The sequence below is a fragment of the Planktothrix sp. PLAVEN19ND genome, assembly GCF_057220675.1.
Genome location: NZ_CM170132.1, coordinates 3050767 through 3066627 on the forward strand (window position 1 = coordinate 3050767; position 15861 = coordinate 3066627).

Genomic DNA, 15861 nt, shown 5'->3' on the forward strand with positions numbered 1-15861 from the left:
ATCCTTTCTTCATTAACACCGGAAGAAAGACAAAACCTAGAAAAAAAGTTAGCCAATTAGCAACTATCAATTCATCTGAGTGAAGATAAGTTTGGGAGAAAGGCGCGATCGCTAAATCCCATAACACAACTCCCTTAACCTACTCACGGACTGCGGAAGTCCTTGTTTTAGAAGCGTGTCCAGATACTCATCAGGTTTTTTAGGTGGATTTTTGAGTCTCATTCGTTGTATTTCGGCTGCTGTACAGATTATTGCTGGGTTCAAGTCGAGTAACTGTAGAATAAACTCATCGGGGTGCTGCGCTTCAACACCATATTGTTGCAGTGCTTGACTGGGAAAGTCATCAAGATTAAAAGTGACAATTACATCAGCATTACAACGAATGGCAGCAGCAAGAACATGGCGATCATCTGGATCAGGAAGTTGTAATGCTGGTATCAGGTCTTCGTATCCTGTAACCAGGCAATCTCTAACATGAGAATTCATCAGAGTTTTAGTCCTGGTAAGCTGTTCAAGTGTCAGATCAGGACGATTTTTGAGAACATTTCTGATCCATTCATCGTGAATAGCATCTGTCCAAAGTGCCTTAAATAAGTCAGTAATGGCAAGTTCCATTAAAAAATCACGAAGCGGTGCTGGATATAAAACACAAGCATCGTAGACAACGGAAAAATTAGCCACTACACAACTCCTTCGTATCCCATATTCAGTTCTTGAGCTTGAGCAACAAGCTCATCAAGAGTTTTCCTTCGTGCTGCATCAACTCGATTTTTGTAGTCCATTAAATCTTGGTAACGCACCCTTCGGCGCGTACCCACTTTACGAAAAGGGATTTCTCCAGACTCCAGCAGTTGCACTAAATAGGGACGGGAAACATTCAAAATATCAGCCGCTTCTTGGGTTGTGAGTTCTGCGTGGATTGGAATCAGCGTTACAGCATTTCCCTTCGCCATCTGTGCCAAAATCTCAAGCAGCAGACGAAAAGCCTCAGCAGGTATGACAACAACTTCATTTTTACTGTCATCGTGCACAAGCTTTATGGCAGTGCCGTATCCAGCTTTGTTGTTGATATACCGTGCCAAAGACAGGCTACTGGCTTGTGCAAGAGTAGCTTCTTCTTCCGTAGGTAGAACAGACCGCAAGTTGGGAGTCTCTGTAAGTGTCATTGATTCAGCCTCTGACTATCTAATATAAAGGTTTGCGTTTACTACAAAAGTGTCTCCAACTTCTACAAACGAGAGGTCGGATAGAATTGGCTATAACCTATGTTAGCAATTTTGCGAAATAAACGCAATAAACAAAATGAGCGAAATTAGTCTGGCTTTTGCTCTCGTCCCCATCCGCTTGCCACCAAATAGTTAAAATTACAGTTTTTCAAGAGGTTGCTTAGTTTGTAGTTGCGATGGGTGCGTGACTCTAAGCGATCGCTATTTTAAAAACAGCGATCGCTCTACTTTATGATTCTGTTGCTTTCAAACTGATCGAAATTTGAAACCCTAAAGCATTTAAAACTTCAACAATTGATGAGAATTAATATTCATAAAATTGTTTCGGTGTAAATATCAGTATGAATAGTTAAAATTGTTGAATACAAGCGTCAATCTGAGCGGAATTGCTTTCTTGTAACTATCCAATTCAATGTTCCGTGATATGATGGGCAAAAAATCCTAATTAAAACTGACCCCAAACAAAACAAACATTAATGGTTGACCCGCAGTTCCAATTAACAGACTTTCCGTGATAGCTCTATGAAGCGTAAATGGCTGTATCAGTTTCTCTCTCCCAATCGGCGGATTGTTCCCTACTTAGTGCTGTTGGGGACTTTGATCCTGACGGCGATCGCCACCTATTATGTAGAATCAACAACCCGTAGCCAGGGTCAGTTGCAATTTAATGCTTCCATCCAACAGACGGAAAACCTGATTCGAGATCGGGTCAAAACCTATATTGCCTTACTCCGTGCCGGAAGTGGGTTATTTGCCAGCCATGATACCGTGAATCGAGAGATATTCCGCGCCTATATGGAACAATTAAAACTGCGGGGGGAATATCCAGGGATTCAAGGGATTGGGTTTACAATTCGGGTTCGACCCTCCGAAAAAGCTCAATTAATTGCCCGGATGAAAGCTGAGGGTATTCCTAACTTTGCGATCAATCCTGATTACCCTCGACCAGAATACCATGCCATCATCTACCTCGAACCCCTAGATCGACGCAATCAAGCCGCCATTGGTTTTGATATGTTTACCGAACCCACGCGTCGCCGCGCCATGGAACACGCCCGGGATGGAGGAGCTCCGGTAGCATCGGGGAAGGTTAAACTCCGACAAGAAATTAATGCCCAAAAACAAGCGGGTTTTCTGATCTATTTCCCCATTTATCGAGGTAATTCTACTCCCCCAACGGTCACAGAACGAAGGGAGAAATTGCTGGGATTTATCTATAGCCCCTTTCGGATCGGTGACTTGATGCAAGGGCTATTTGGGAATCGTCCAGATGCTTTCATCGATTTTGAAATTTATGACGGTTTAGCGATTACTCCCTCCTCTCTCCTATACAATTCTAATTCTAGTCATTTATTGGGGTTTAAGCCCCAATTTGAGCGGCGAAAAATGCTCTCCATTGCGGGACAAACTTGGACGATTATCTATACTTCCCGTCCTGAACTTGATTTTAATTCCCAACGTCTGATGGCTCCCTATATTGCCTTAGTAGGAAGTTTTGTTGGTGTTATCTTATTTGGATTAATGCGATCGCAAATTAAAGCTCGATATATTGCGGAAAAAACTGCAACGGAACTCAAGAAATCAGAAAAAGCCCTGCGAGATAGTGAAGCCCGATTTCAGGCGTTTATGGACTATAACCCAGCCTTAGCTTGGATTTGCGATCAGCAAGGTAAGATGTTATATTTTAGTAAAAGTTATACTCAAACCTTTAAGGTTTTCCCAGAATCTTTAGAAACCAGTATATTTGATATATTTCCCCCAGATTTAGCCTCCAAATTCCTGAATTATATTTCGATTGTAGCTTCACAAAACCTGGTTTTAGAAGTCATTGAATCTTTGCCTCGACGAGATGGAAAAATCGGGGAATTTCTCATCTATCAATTTCCGATTTGGGTAGCCGTCGGAGAACCTTTAGTCGGGGGTGTAGCCATTGACCGCACAGAAAGTCATCGAGCCGAAACCCTATTACGTCGCTCGGAAGTTCAATATCGGACAATGGTTGAACAATCTCCCCTGAGTATTTCAATCCTATCATTAGATGGTTCAGTTCAGCGAGTGAATCGAGCCTGGGAGGAGCTATGGGGAATTAAAGCAGAAACGATTAAAGACTACAATCTTTTAGCCGATCAACAACTGATTGAAAAGGGGATAATTCCCTATATTCAAAAGGGTTTAGCCGGGGAAGCCTTGGCTATTCCTCCGATTTTATATGATCCCCATCAAAGCTTCCCAGGATTGTCGAGTTATGGGTATGCTCAACGCTGGGTTGAGGCTTATATTTATCCAGTGCGGGATGAAATGGGTCAAATTCGCGAAGTCGTATTTATCTATGAAGATATCACAGAACGCAAACACGCAGAGGAAGAATTACAAGAGAGTGAATCTCGGTTTAGAACCCTAATTGAAACCACCTTTGATGGCATTATTATTCATGAAAATGGCATTATTCTCGATGCTAACCAAGGGGCTTCTATTATGTTTGATTACCCTTTAGGAGAAATGATGGGAACTTCTTTGCTGGATTTTGTCACCCCCGAGAGTCAGGATTTAATTACACAAAATATCAGAAACAACTTAGAAGCTCCATTGGAAGCAATGGGATTAAGAAAAGATGGTACAATCTTTGATGTAGAAATGATCGGTCGTTCTCAAATTTATAGAGGACGTCAAGTTCAAGTGACAGCCCTGCGGGATATTACTAATCGTAAACAATTAGAATCTCAACTGCGTACCCGGGCAGAGGAGTTAATGGAAGCCAACCGCCTCAAAGATGAATTTTTAGCCACCCTTTCCCATGAATTACGGACTCCTCTGAATGCTATTTTGGGATGGACACAACTGTTGATATCACGAGATTTAGATCAAGAGACATTTAGTCGGGCGACAGAAACAATTAATCGTAATACCCGGGCTCTAGCACAACTGATTGAGGATTTATTAGATGTTTCTCGAATTATTAATGGGAAACTCAATTTTAGCCCTAACCCGACTGCTTTAATTCCGATCATTGAAGCAGCAATTGAAACGGTACGCTCGGTGGCACAGGCAAAAAATATTACGATTGATATTTCCTTTGAGTCTGATATCGGGATGATTATGGCCGATGGTAACCGTTTACAACAAGTGATGTGGAACCTATTAACCAATGCGATAAAATTTAGCTCAGAAGGGGGACAAATTCAGGTTAGAATTTATAAGTCTCAGGATCAAAATTCCTGGGTAACTGATAGTAGCAATTATGCAGAAATTCAAGTTAGTGATACCGGACAAGGGATTAGCAAAGAATTTTTACCCTTTGTCTTTGAAAGATTTCGTCAAGCCGATGGTTCAATTACCAGGAAACAGGGCGGATTAGGACTAGGATTAACCATTGTTCGCCATTTAGTTGAACTGCATGGAGGAAACGTTACCGTCGATAGTCCAGGGTTGGGGAAGGGAACACTATTTACCATAAAATTACCCATAATGACACCAGAAATGTTAGAAGATTATCAGCATCTTCAAGGGGGTCTCGGTGACAATGATTTGATATTTGAAAGTTGTTTGAAACTCAAAGGAATTAAAATTTTAGTGGTTGATGATCAAGTGGATGCGCGGGATTTAGTCGCTCATATTTTAGAAAGTTGTGGGTCAGAGGTGGTGACCGTTGGCAGTGCAGAAGAAGCCATTAATATCTTCAAAGCCAATAGTGCCATATCTCCCTTTCATATTTTAATCAGTGATATTGGACTATCGGGGGGAGATGGTTATTCATTATTACGTCAAATTCGTTTATTACCCCCAGAAGCAGGAGGGCAAATTCCCGCTTTAGCACTAACCGCCTATGCCAAAGATGAAGACCGTCAAGCTGCATTCTCCGCCGGGTTTTATGCCCATTTAGCTAAACCCGTCGAACCCCATGAATTACTGTTTACTATTGCTAATTTAATTGGAATTATTGGATAATAGGATAAATCAGTCATCAGTCATCAGTCATCAGTCATAAGTTGTAGGGGCGGGTTCTTTTAGATCTTTGTTAATTACCGTGCATCTCGATAAACCCGCCCGTACCCGAAATCAGTTAAAACAAGGGAATTGGTAATGTATATAATCAGGAGATTTTAAGCTAATGTTAACTTTAGAAACGCTATTTGATGAAGAATTTTATCTGGCTCAATATCCTGATGTGGCTCCAGCGATTGAGAGGCGAGAATTTCGGAACGCTTTTGATCATTTTGTCGAGGAGGGGCAATTTTTGGGTTATGAACCTAATCCTTTATTTGATAGTCAATATTATCAGCAAGGAGATCCTGAACTCTTGACTCAAATAAAGGAAGGATTTATTACGCCTGCGGAACATTTTATTGATTTTGGTCAATTTCAACCCCGTTCTCCTAATCCCTTATTTGATCCAATTTATTATTTACAACGATATCCCGATGTAAAAGCGGGTTTTCTTCAAGCCGAAATTAATCCGTTTGAACATTTTTTTCTCTATGGACAATATGAGGGACGCAATCCCAGTATTGCTTTTGATACTAACTTTTATCAAACTCGATATCCCGATGTCTTATCTGACATTCAATCCGGGCCGTATAATACATTTTTTGAACATTTTTGGCGGCAAGGATTAAAAGAATCAAGATTAGGGATTGCTCCCGCTTTTAAGGACGACCTGACCCAAGCCATTAATATAGATATATTATTGGGACAAAAAACCATTGTAGGCTTGATTGATGCTGCCAACCCCGTTGATATTTATGAGTTTATTATTCCTAATTTTAATAGTAAAGTTAGTATAGTCATGAATCAAATGAAAGCCAATTTAGACTTAGACTTGATTTATGATCTGAATAACAATCAAGCGGTTCAAAGTAATGAAATTGTTGCTAGTTCCGCTAATTTAGGCCTCACCCCAGAATCAATTAAATTAGATAAATTACCCAGTGGAACCTACTTTTTGCGAGTTTCTCCCATGGACGGAAGCACCCATTATCTTTTAAATTTATCAGCTACTCCCATTTAAGTTGATTGTTGCCATCGTTGTTGCGCTTCAGCGCTCTTAGAAGGGGCTAAAGCCCAACAACGTCGGATTAATAAGTCCAATTTTGCTTAGTCTGCAAACTATAGGTTTCCATCCTTCACATTCACCCGCTCAGGAATCAGATCAAGATCCCGAAACAAATTAGCCTGATGCTGTAGGGCATCAAGGGATTGTTCATCAATTGGGATAATTGCCCGTTCAGCACTGCGTTTCTGTAGAGTTTCTAGGATAAATGGGTCAATTTCGTGCTGATCTAGCAATCGTTGAGCCGCTTCTAATTCCTGTTTTTTAGCCCAGGCTCCCGCCTCGTTTACCTCCTCTAAAATCACTTTTAGTAGGTCAGGATAGTCTCGGACTAGTTCTGGAACCGCATAGTAATAAGTTGGAACCTCCAAAGAAGCCCTATCCCCAAAGATGCTTTCTAGGTCAGCAATGGAGCGCCCTGGGTAGGAACTTCGGGCTTGAGTCGGTGTATAGGGAACCCAAACCACCCAAGCATCCACTTCACCCTGTCGGAATAGAGATAATGCCTGGGGCTGGGTCAGATAAATCGGGTCAATATCGCTAAAATCGAGTCCGACCTTCCGCAATGCTTTGATCAATATATAGTGGGCGCTGGAGCCTTTATCAAAAACGATCTTCTTACCCTTGAGGTCAGCCAGGGTCTGAATTGGTGAATCCTCCGGGACTAGAATGGCTTGACCCTTGGGAGCGGTATATTTTTCCTTCGCCACCCGCACAAAAACATGATCCGCCGCCTGGGAGAAAATACTGGCCGTACCACCCCCCCCGCAAAAATCAATTGTCCCGTTACTCAGGGCCTCAATCAGAGCCGATGCTGATAAAAAGCTTGTCCAGCTTACAATCAGCCCAAAGGGTCGCAAACGTTCTTCTAGTAGGGCTTGACTGCGAAGAACTTCAAAATTAGTCATCCCCTCTGGATACCCGATTTTGAGTTGTTTGAGTCGTCGCGCTTGTTCGGCTAAGGGTGTGTTACCCGAGTGAGCCGAGCGGTCAGAAAACCAACGATCCAAAACAATACAAAAAACGATCCCCCCGACAAACAATCCCACCGTTTCTAATAACCGAATGGTTGAGTTTTTCGGCGGGTTAGCTTGATTGACCGGGCTGACCTGACTAATTAGAGGGGAGAGTACATGGCTAGATTCAGGAGTTGCCACCCCATCACTATTAAAGGCTAGACTCAAAACCAGACTGGAGGCAAGACCGATGCCAAACTGCACCGCAAACTTGGATGTAACCAATCTACGAGGAATTGATCTGAATGGTTTTAGAATATTTTGGCTTTTATGTTTAGACAGAATATCCCGTAAATAGCTAATCATAATCACTCCTTTCATAAATATAAATAATGGACATTGTTAGATGAATTGGAAATAGGAGAATGTAGCCAGGGTGTTAGACTTTTTCACGCTATTTATATATTATTAGGACTTGTGCAATTATTCTATAGTTTCAGTGATCAGACAGGTTTTGAGTGAGGAATAGTGATGGATTGGTTAATTGAAACAATTAAGATTGGGATAGCTGTTGCCATAGCAACAACCTTTGACGATAATATTTATCTGACGGGCTTCTTTAGTGAGGTTAATCGGACGTTTCGTCCTCAACATATTGTGGTGGGTGAACTGATCGGGTTTCACTATACTGTTGAGTGTCAGTTTGATTGGTTTTTTTGTGGGGCTGGTGATTGATTCAACTTGGATCGGTTTATTGGGGATTCTACCGATACTGATTGGTCTGAATAATTTGATCAACTTGAATAAGGATGATTCCGCCGAGGATAAGTCGGCTAACCTAAAAATAAACTCTAAATATCGAGGATTTGATTCTCGAAAGCGATCGCTGTGGGACGTGATTCGCGACCGCCAAACCTATAGTGTTTCCGCCGTCACGATTTCCAATGGCGGTAATAATCTGGGTGTCTATATTCCCCTATTTGCGAGTAGCAGTATCCAAAGTTTAGCTGTGATCATACCTATTTGCTATTTGATTGTTTGCTGCTGGCTATTTTTATCCTATAATCTGACTCGTCAACCGGGCATCGCTATCGTCCTGAGTCGTTACGCCAGCAAAATTTTTCCCTTCGTCCTGATGTGGCTGGGTTTTAGAATTCTGATAGATAGCCAGTCCTATCGTCTTTTTTTGCCCAATATATAGCAATCTTATTCAATTGATGTTAGAAACTTCTTTTTACCCAATCCTGAGTTCCACTTCCCCCCTAACCCAAGTAAGGTTGGGGGGGGAATCAGTCCGTCAAATCATTAGACCACACGTCGGCCGGTCAGGAGGTTGTAGATAATAGCAATCAGCGCCAAAACCAAAAGAATATGGATTAAGCCCCCTCCCACGTTCACTGAGAATCCTAATAACCAGAGGATGAGTAGTACACCAACGGCACTCCAGATGATATTAGACATAGTTTCTCCTTCTATTCAGATAAAATTTAATGACGTTATTTAGTCGGTGATTCTGGTTTAAATAGATCACGAACATCAGCTTCTACACCTTTGATGGCTTCACGGTCTTGCTTTGCTGCGGTGCTGGTTTTTCCACCCGGGTTGTAGTCAGGGTTTTTAATACTATCCAGAATCCCTTGTTGGGTATTCGCATCAAATTGCTGATCGTTTTGAACAACATCGGTTTTTAGATCGTCTGTCATGTTAGCGATCGCTTCTTGGGCTTTATCTTTAACATTATTGATCATCTCTTTCGCTTGATCCATGATAGCAACTTGAGTCTGCGGTGAGTTCATGCCTTGGGTTGATGAAGTTGCAGCCCAACTTGATCCCGATGCCAAACTAAAGACAAGGGCAGTGGAGATGAAAAAAACCATGCCAATAGAGAACAGAAATTTACGAACTTTGCTAAACAAAATCATGTTAATATCCAAAATATTTTTGATGGTTCGCAACTAACTGAGTTTTTTATTCGTTGGTAGATCTACCAAAAAATATTTATTTTAAACCGGGGCAAATGATCAAGACTCTCTGGTAAAAGTCGGTAAACGGAAGTTTCACACTATTTTAGGTGTTTAGTTTTTATCGTTTTTACCATAATTTGAAACCGATCTTACGGGTCAAAAATGTTAAAGTTTCAGGTTCAAACAGTCTTCTAGTCCAGTTTGGCTTTGACTTCATCTTTCACATCTTCAATGGTGTGAATCATCTTTGCCTCAGCTTGTTTCTCCTTGCCTTCTGCCTGATCTTTAGGATCTCCCGTCACGTTACCTACGGCTTCTTGAACCTTACCCGCGATATTTTTAGCGGTGGCTTTTTCTCTATTTTTTAAGCTCATATCGGCTCCTAGTTACGGGTTTTAAATTTGATATTTATTAATTCGAGCAGACTTAACAACTCTATTAATAAATTTCATACTTTTATTGTAGTTGCCTTTTTATAAATTGATTCCGTTTTTATCAATTCATACGAAAGATATACCATTAGGAATAGAATTTCATCCCTTCCCAGATGGAACCCAAATTCCAAGGTCTCAAGGCAGCCGATATTATTTATAACAGTGCAACAGGAGGATTATTTTACAATCAAAATGGCACAGTCGCAGATTTTCTTATCAGAGGTCAATTCCTAACCTTAACCAATAAACCTGCCTTAACAGCTAGTCAATTTCTCATTCAAGCCTAAATCTAACTCTTTTGTGTAACGTTTAGTAACAAGAACTGGTAAGAATCAAGATCAGACTAGATAATAATACCTAGAAGCTCAAAAAAAAGTTTGGCATCACCTAAGTAGAATCACGGTTGTCAAAGCCATCTTCTACCATTATCTCAGGGAATTCTAGCTACTAAATAGATCATTGACATCACCGGATAAACCTGTATTAACAGCTAGTCAATTTCTAATTCAAGCCTAAATCTAACGGTGTTGTTGTGTTTAATGCCTAATCAAAATCGGGTTAAACACAACAACATTATCCTAACTTTATAAACGTCTCAACTGTACTTTTAAACCATCCCGGGGACGGGGGGTGGGAATGGTAATTAATTCTAAAGATTGATTGGGTAATAGTTGCCAATCATAATTTCTGACTAACAATGCTGCAAATAATTTGATCTCTAATTTAGCAAATTCTTTGCCAATACATTCGCGCATTCCGCCACCAAAGGGAACCCAACTAAAGGGTTTAGGTTTATCTTCATTGCGGGCTTCACTAAAGCGATCAGGATCGAATTCTTGCGGTTGAAAATAAACCGTTTCATCCTGATGGGTTTTGGCAATTTGATATAAAATTGACCAGCCTTTGGGGATAAAATAACCGTTATATTCACAATCTTGAATTACTTCTCGAAACCCGCCGCCAACCGGAGGCACAAACCGCAATACTTCTTTCATCACCTGTTCTAAATAAACCATGGATTTTAAATCTTCAAAAGTGATGGGTTGAGTCGGATCAAAATGTTGTTGTTCGGCTCTAATTTTTGCTATAATATCGGGACGCTGACCGACCTGTAAACAGAAAGATGCGATCGCGGAGGTTAAGGTTTCATGTCCGGCAAATAATAGGGTTAAAATCTGATCTTTAAGTTCTTCAATACCCAGTTTATTTCCCTCCTCATCCTGGGCTTGTAATAATAATCCCAGGGCATCTTCCCCAGACTGGGGTTGTTGCTGACGTTGACGAATTAGGGTTTCTATTTCTGTTAATAATAACTGACGACATTGCCAACCCCGATTAAATTTTGTTCCGGGTAAACGTAGGGGAATAGTAAATAGTCCATTACACCAATCTTCAAATAGTTCTTCTAAATGGGTATCGGTAGCTTGCTGTTTTCCAATTAATAATTTACAGGCAATATCAAAGGTATATTTCCGTAATTCAGGATACCAAGTTAAGGTTGATTTCTGTTCCCATTTATGCAAATAACGATGGGTGAAATCTTCCATAGTCGTAGCATATCCGGCTAAAGCTCTGGGTTGAAAGGCTTGGGATAAAATTTTACGGCGAGACTTATGAATATCTCCCAATTGCATTGATAATGATCCCTGTCCTAATAATATTTGGGTACTTAGAGGCCAAGTAGCAATAAAATATTTATTCTCATTGGCAAATAAAAACCGATTAGCTTCTGCCCCCATCATAATTACAGTAGGGCGACCAAAAAGATGGGTTTTAAAGATTGCTCCATATTGTTTTTGTCGCTTGTCAGCAAAATTAGGATCTCGCAAAAAACTAATGGTTTCACCAATCATCGGAAAACCCAACTTACCAGGGGGTAAAGGGAGAGATGTTGTAGATTGAGTTGAGGTCATAGTGAAGGTAATTGCTTAATTTGAACGAAAATGATAGGATTGAGTCATGATCAAAATGCTAACACTATTTACTCAAAAGATCATGAATTACGGCCCCTCTCCCCAAACCCGTTATCCCATCCCCGAACAAACTCGATTAGTGTATCTGAAAACTATTATTAAAAATCCGAATATTATTGTCGGGGATTACACTTATTATGATGATTTCGAGAACCCAGAAAACTTTGAAAAGAATGTTTTATATCATTTTGATTTTATCGGAGATCAACTGATTATTGGAAAATTCTGTTCGATCGCTTCCGATGTTAAATTTATCATGAATGGCGGGAATCATCGCACGGATTGGTTGACAAATTATCCTTTTCCGGTATTTGGAAATGGTTGGGAATCCGCCATGCCCGATTCTTGGCCGTTTAAAGGAAATACGGTAATTGGTAATGATGTTTGGATCGGATATGGGGCGACAATTATGCCGGGTATTAATATTGGAGATGGGGCGATTATTGGGGCTCAATCGGTTGTTACTAGGGATGTTTCTCCCTATACAATTGTGGGGGGAAATCCAGCCCAAGAAATTCGCAAACGGTTTGAAGATTCTGTGATTGAAGACCTATTAAATATCCGATGGTGGGATTGGGATATTCAGAAGATTACTCGTCATCTTCACGCTATTTGTGGGGCGGATATTCAGGCGTTACGTCAGGCTTTAGATTCTGAATCAATAGAATCAGAGGTTCTGGAATCATAAATCTTGATTCTAGCCAATAGCCAGAAACCCTGTTTCTTGAGATTAGTCTTAATTAAGGAATAACTTGATCTGGATCACACAGAGAAATAATTCGATTCACAAAAGCTTTTAACTCTGGACAAGTTTGAATCGCAATCATTAGATCATTTTTTTCTAAAATTGCTTTACCATCAATGATTTTATCATAGTCTCTGCCACGTTTTCCTGATCTAAAAATATCTATAATATGATAGGAAGGTGGCTTATTGTGATTAACTGTTTCAGGAGAACCACTCGGCGCAGAACGATTATGTTTTGCCTTTTCTTGGATAGTTTTCCAATAGGGAAGAAGCCATGCTTCAAAATCATGTAATGCTGTATGGGGGTAAAAATTGGGGTTATTTCCCACCCAATTGTTCATTTTATTTTTAGCATCAGTCGCATCTTTAAAATCATTTGTTCCTGTATAAACATCTGTCAGTGCAATAACAGCATCATAGCCATCATTATCTAAAAGATTTTTAACAGTACGCTTGAGTTTACCTTCCTTGGGAATGCGACCACCCTGCGGAATAAATTTAAGCCTGGGCATTCCTTCCCCTAAACGTTTTTTCAAAAATTCATGAAGTATTTCTCTAAATGCCCTTTCAGTAGCCCCTTCAACTAAAATCGCAATTTTCATGGACGACCCCCCATAATATTCATTGCCCACAATTGATCTAGGCTATAATCTTCTAACCATTTACACAAATTAAATGTATCAGCCCAAGTCATTTTTGTTTCACCTTCTTCAATATCACAAATTAAAACTTCCTTGGGTTCAAGAAATCCAATCAGTCGATCTGAGTGGGTTGCAACGATCAGTTGTGTGTGTTTTGACGCTTCTCGCATTAGATAAACTAAATGTCTTAAAAGTTCAGGATGTAAGCTAACTTCTGGTTCATCTAGCAAGGTAATTGTGGTTAAATTTTGACTTTGAAGTAAAGTAACTAACCAGAGAAAACGCAGTGTTCCTTCTGATAATTCATGGACATAAATCGGTTGATCAAAATTGCGGTCTGTCCAAGTCATAGAAAGAGTTCCGGCGGCAACGGCAGGAAAGTTTAATCGCTCAAAATCTGGAAAAGCCGCAGATAGAATATTTTCTACCCATTCAAAGCGATCGCGATCGCTTTCTCGAAGGTCATAAAGACAGGAAACTAAGTCTTCACCCCTTGCCCCTGGTAACTTGGCAGGGCGCATGGTTTGTGGTAGACGAATGGGGCTTTTCTCAGAAACATCGAGCGCCCCATAATAGGTACAGGAAGCCAGGCTTTTTCTCAATTTCTCTGGTTCACGATACATTTTAGGAACTTGAGAAAGGGATGTTTCAAGCGGGTTATGTTCCCAATTGGGCCTCACAAGTCCAATCCCTTCCTGAAAATATTTAATATCTAATCCCTGGGATTCAATATACTTGAAGGGTTCCGGTCTATTGGGATTTCTCTGTTGCGTTAAATTTTCGTCTTTGACTTCATAAGATAACCCTTTGGTAGACAAGGTGAAACTGTATTTTAAAGGGTTTTCATCTGGAACTTGCATTGACATTTTAATTTCAAGTTCCTGTACTTTACCTCGGGTTAAAATTTCATTCAAGCCTCCTTTGAGTTGTAATATGTTATGTAAATTTCCACTAGCTGAAGCAGCAATTACGGACATAACATCTAAAAAAGATGTTTTTCCAGAGCCGTTTGCACCAATCATAACGGTGAGGTTTCTCATCTCAAGTTCAATATTTTGAAGACGGCGAAATCCTTTTATTGATATAGTTTCTAATTTATTCATACGGTTGTAGTGTTTATAATCCTATTTTTTATTAAATATAATAATATTGGTGGGCAAAGCCCACCCTACGAGTTTAGATCAATTTACCCAATATTAGGTGATAACCGTGGGTTGTTGACGCCCGGTTATGGTTTTGATTTGGGCAATTTCATCGGCAATAGTAATTAATTCTCCTAACGCCTCTTGGGGATCTAAATTGTGTTTAGTGGAGTCGGGTTCATAGCTTTCTAAATACACCCGCAAGGTTGCTCCTTTGGTTCCCGTCCCTGATAACCGAAAAACAATCCGAGAACCATCGGTAAACCCAATCCGAATCCCCTGATTATTACTAACACTATTATCTACCGGATCGGTATAGCTAAAATTATCACTATATTCGACTTGATAGGAACCGTATTGTTTACCTTTTAGGTTCGGTAAAATTGCCTGTAATTGATCAACTAATTGATTAGCTTTTTCTGTTTCCACTTCTTCATAATCATGGCGAGAATAATAATTGCGTCCGTAGGTTTGCCAATGATTCCGAACAATATCTTCCACCGATTCTTGACGGACGGCTAAAATATTTAACCAGAATAACACCGCCCACAAACCATCTTTTTCCCGAACATGATTTGATCCGGTGCCAAAACTTTCTTCCCCGCAGAGGGTGGCTTTTCCCGCATCTAATAAATTGCCGAAAAATTTCCATCCTGTGGGGGTTTCATAACAGTCTATGCCTAATTTTGCCGCCACGCGATCGGGCGCTTGGGAAGTGGGCATGGAACGGGCGACTCCGGCTAAACCGTCTTTATATCCGGGGACTAAATGGGCATTAGCGGTGATGATGGCTAAACTATCACTGGGGGTGACAAAAAAATTCTTGCCTAAAATCATATTGCGATCGCCATCCCCATCGGACGCCGCCCCAAAGTCGGGCGCATTTTCCCCGAACATAATTTCGACTAAATCATGGGCATAGACTAAATTAGGATCGGGATGACCCCCACCAAAATCCTCTAAGGGAATGCCATTAACCACGGTTCCGGGTGCGGCCCCTAAGCGGTTTTCAAAAATGGCGCGGGCATAGGGGCCAGTCACCGCGTGCATGGAGTCCACACACATCCGAAACTTACCCGAAGTTAACAATTTTTGAATTAAGTCAAAATCAAACAAGGATTCCATCAATGACCTGTAGGGTTGGACGGAATCGATCACCTCAACGGCCATGGTTCCCAGTTTAAAACTGCCGGGTTGATCCAAATTAATATCGGCCGCCTCCATGGTTTTGTAGGTATCCATGACCAGGGTACGGGCATAAATCGCTTCGGTGATTTTTTCGACGGCTGGCCCGCCATTACTACCATTGAACTTAATCCCAAAATCTCCGTCGGGCCCTCCGGGGTTATGGCTGGCAGAGAGAATAATCCCCCCAAAGGCTTGATTTTCACGAATCATACAGGAGGCGGCGGGAGTGGAAACAATGCCCCCACATCCGACGAGAACCTTTCCAACGCCGTTAGCGGCGGCCATTTTTAAGATAATCTGAATGGCTTGACGGTTATAGTAGCGACCATCTCCCCCTAAAATCAGGGTTCCCCCTTCATACCCCTCTTGGGTATCAAAAATCGCCTGAACGAAATTTTCTAGGTAATGGGGCTTTTGAAAAGCCGGAACGGACTTGCGTAGCCCGGATGTTCCCGGTTTTTGGTCATTAAAGGGTTGAGTGGAAACAAGACGAATATTCATGAGACATTGACGATGGAATGCTTGCCCCAATTGTATCGGTAT

The 15861-nt window shown here is 40.9% G+C and carries 16 protein-coding genes; 6 read left to right on the top strand and 10 right to left on the bottom strand.

What is annotated here, in order from left to right; all coding sequences use genetic code 11:
- Positions 1 to 111: 111 nt before the first annotated feature.
- Positions 112 to 681 carry a PIN domain-containing protein gene (locus tag AC2D3N_RS13475; RefSeq protein WP_484691141.1) on the bottom strand — a complete coding sequence of 190 codons (570 nt, stop codon included), beginning with the start codon at positions 679 to 681 and terminating at the stop codon, positions 112 to 114.
- Positions 681 to 1166: a helix-turn-helix domain-containing protein gene (locus AC2D3N_RS13480; RefSeq protein WP_484691142.1), complete on the bottom strand. Its 486-nt coding sequence runs from the start codon at positions 1164 to 1166 to the stop codon at positions 681 to 683. Before AC2D3N_RS13480 ends, AC2D3N_RS13475 begins: the two co-directional genes overlap by 1 nt.
- A gap of 582 nt (positions 1167 to 1748) precedes the next feature.
- On the opposite strand from AC2D3N_RS13480, the gene AC2D3N_RS13485 reads away from it, so the two are divergent.
- Complete coding sequence (locus tag AC2D3N_RS13485) at positions 1749 to 5171, top strand: hybrid sensor histidine kinase/response regulator (protein WP_484691143.1); 3423 nt, start codon at positions 1749 to 1751, stop codon at positions 5169 to 5171.
- 163 nt (positions 5172 to 5334) lie between these two features.
- Positions 5335 to 6231 (top strand): PPC domain-containing protein, encoded by an 897-nt coding sequence (locus tag AC2D3N_RS13490; protein ID WP_079681196.1) that lies wholly within the window; start codon positions 5335 to 5337, stop codon positions 6229 to 6231.
- Between the two features lie 98 nt (positions 6232 to 6329).
- Here AC2D3N_RS13490 and AC2D3N_RS13495 read toward each other — a convergent pair whose 3' ends face one another.
- A complete protein-coding gene (locus tag AC2D3N_RS13495; protein WP_484691144.1) occupies positions 6330 to 7595 on the bottom strand; it encodes an aliphatic sulfonate ABC transporter substrate-binding protein in 1266 nt (421 codons plus the stop codon).
- Between the two features lie 165 nt (positions 7596 to 7760).
- Between AC2D3N_RS13495 and AC2D3N_RS13500 the strand changes: the two genes are divergently transcribed.
- Positions 7761 to 7964, top strand: coding sequence for a hypothetical protein (locus AC2D3N_RS13500; protein WP_484691145.1), 204 nt, complete (start codon positions 7761 to 7763; stop codon positions 7962 to 7964).
- Entirely contained in the window at positions 7957 to 8430 is a 474-nt protein-coding gene (locus tag AC2D3N_RS13505) for a cadmium resistance transporter (RefSeq protein ID WP_484691146.1), read from the top strand. The genes AC2D3N_RS13500 and AC2D3N_RS13505 overlap by 8 nt, the downstream gene beginning before the upstream one ends.
- 104 nt (positions 8431 to 8534) lie before the next feature.
- On the opposite strand, the gene AC2D3N_RS13510 is transcribed toward AC2D3N_RS13505, so the two are convergent.
- The 3 genes from AC2D3N_RS13510 to AC2D3N_RS13520 all read right to left on the bottom strand — a co-directional run bounded on the left by AC2D3N_RS13510 (position 8535) and on the right by AC2D3N_RS13520 (position 9567).
- Positions 8535 to 8690 carry a lmo0937 family membrane protein gene (locus tag AC2D3N_RS13510; RefSeq protein ID WP_144017872.1) on the bottom strand — a complete coding sequence of 52 codons (156 nt, stop codon included), beginning with the start codon at positions 8688 to 8690 and terminating at the stop codon, positions 8535 to 8537.
- Positions 8691 to 8725: 35 nt separating this feature from the next.
- Entirely contained in the window at positions 8726 to 9151 is a 426-nt protein-coding gene (locus AC2D3N_RS13515; RefSeq protein ID WP_484691147.1) for a hypothetical protein, read from the bottom strand.
- 233 nt (positions 9152 to 9384) lie between these two features.
- The gene (locus tag AC2D3N_RS13520; protein ID WP_484691148.1) at positions 9385 to 9567 is read right to left on the bottom strand and encodes a CsbD family protein; all 183 of its coding nucleotides are present in this window, start codon (positions 9565 to 9567) and stop codon (positions 9385 to 9387) included.
- Between the two features lie 173 nt (positions 9568 to 9740).
- Here AC2D3N_RS13520 and AC2D3N_RS13525 point away from each other — a divergent pair, with 173 nt between their 5' ends.
- Complete coding sequence (locus AC2D3N_RS13525) at positions 9741 to 9914, top strand: hypothetical protein (protein WP_159451540.1); 174 nt, start codon at positions 9741 to 9743, stop codon at positions 9912 to 9914.
- Between the two features lie 297 nt (positions 9915 to 10211).
- Here AC2D3N_RS13525 and AC2D3N_RS13530 read toward each other — a convergent pair whose 3' ends face one another.
- Positions 10212 to 11540, bottom strand: coding sequence for a cytochrome P450 (locus tag AC2D3N_RS13530; protein ID WP_484691149.1), 1329 nt, complete (start codon positions 11538 to 11540; stop codon positions 10212 to 10214).
- A gap of 82 nt (positions 11541 to 11622) precedes the next feature.
- On the opposite strand from AC2D3N_RS13530, the gene AC2D3N_RS13535 reads away from it, so the two are divergent.
- Positions 11623 to 12288 carry a CatB-related O-acetyltransferase gene (locus AC2D3N_RS13535; protein ID WP_484691150.1) on the top strand — a complete coding sequence of 222 codons (666 nt, stop codon included), beginning with the start codon at positions 11623 to 11625 and terminating at the stop codon, positions 12286 to 12288.
- A gap of 52 nt (positions 12289 to 12340) precedes the next feature.
- On the opposite strand, the gene AC2D3N_RS13540 is transcribed toward AC2D3N_RS13535, so the two are convergent.
- The 3 genes from AC2D3N_RS13540 to AC2D3N_RS13550 all read right to left on the bottom strand — a co-directional run bounded on the left by AC2D3N_RS13540 (position 12341) and on the right by AC2D3N_RS13550 (position 15819).
- A complete protein-coding gene (locus AC2D3N_RS13540; protein WP_079681203.1) occupies positions 12341 to 12949 on the bottom strand; it encodes a DUF4276 family protein in 609 nt (202 codons plus the stop codon).
- Entirely contained in the window at positions 12946 to 14091 is a 1146-nt protein-coding gene (locus tag AC2D3N_RS13545; RefSeq protein ID WP_484691151.1) for an AAA family ATPase, read from the bottom strand. Before AC2D3N_RS13545 ends, AC2D3N_RS13540 begins: the two co-directional genes overlap by 4 nt.
- 93 nt (positions 14092 to 14184) lie before the next feature.
- On the bottom strand, positions 14185 to 15819 hold the full coding sequence (locus AC2D3N_RS13550; RefSeq protein WP_484691152.1) for an alpha-D-glucose phosphate-specific phosphoglucomutase: 1635 nt from the start codon (positions 15817 to 15819) through the stop codon (positions 14185 to 14187).
- Positions 15820 to 15861 lie beyond the last annotated feature (42 nt).

Bases quoted from the DNA above. Each gene is read 5' to 3' on its own strand.
- AC2D3N_RS13480 (WP_484691142.1), bottom strand. From the start codon at position 1,166: ATGACACTTACAGAGACTCCCAACTTGCGGTCTGTTCTACCTACGGAA.
- AC2D3N_RS13485 (WP_484691143.1), top strand. From the start codon at position 1,749: ATGAAGCGTAAATGGCTGTATCAGTTTCTCTCTCCCAATCGGCGGATT.
- AC2D3N_RS13490 (WP_079681196.1), top strand. From the start codon at position 5,335: ATGTTAACTTTAGAAACGCTATTTGATGAAGAATTTTATCTGGCTCAA.
- AC2D3N_RS13495 (WP_484691144.1), bottom strand. From the start codon at position 7,595: ATGATTAGCTATTTACGGGATATTCTGTCTAAACATAAAAGCCAAAAT.
- AC2D3N_RS13500 (WP_484691145.1), top strand. From the start codon at position 7,761: ATGGATTGGTTAATTGAAACAATTAAGATTGGGATAGCTGTTGCCATA.
- AC2D3N_RS13510 (WP_144017872.1), bottom strand. From the start codon at position 8,690: ATGTCTAATATCATCTGGAGTGCCGTTGGTGTACTACTCATCCTCTGG.
- AC2D3N_RS13515 (WP_484691147.1), bottom strand. From the start codon at position 9,151: ATGATTTTGTTTAGCAAAGTTCGTAAATTTCTGTTCTCTATTGGCATG.
- AC2D3N_RS13520 (WP_484691148.1), bottom strand. From the start codon at position 9,567: ATGAGCTTAAAAAATAGAGAAAAAGCCACCGCTAAAAATATCGCGGGT.
- AC2D3N_RS13525 (WP_159451540.1), top strand. From the start codon at position 9,741: ATGGAACCCAAATTCCAAGGTCTCAAGGCAGCCGATATTATTTATAAC.
- AC2D3N_RS13530 (WP_484691149.1), bottom strand. From the start codon at position 11,540: ATGACCTCAACTCAATCTACAACATCTCTCCCTTTACCCCCTGGTAAG.
- AC2D3N_RS13535 (WP_484691150.1), top strand. From the start codon at position 11,623: ATGAATTACGGCCCCTCTCCCCAAACCCGTTATCCCATCCCCGAACAA.
- AC2D3N_RS13540 (WP_079681203.1), bottom strand. From the start codon at position 12,949: ATGAAAATTGCGATTTTAGTTGAAGGGGCTACTGAAAGGGCATTTAGA.
- AC2D3N_RS13545 (WP_484691151.1), bottom strand. From the start codon at position 14,091: ATGAATAAATTAGAAACTATATCAATAAAAGGATTTCGCCGTCTTCAA.
- AC2D3N_RS13550 (WP_484691152.1), bottom strand. From the start codon at position 15,819: ATGAATATTCGTCTTGTTTCCACTCAACCCTTTAATGACCAAAAACCG.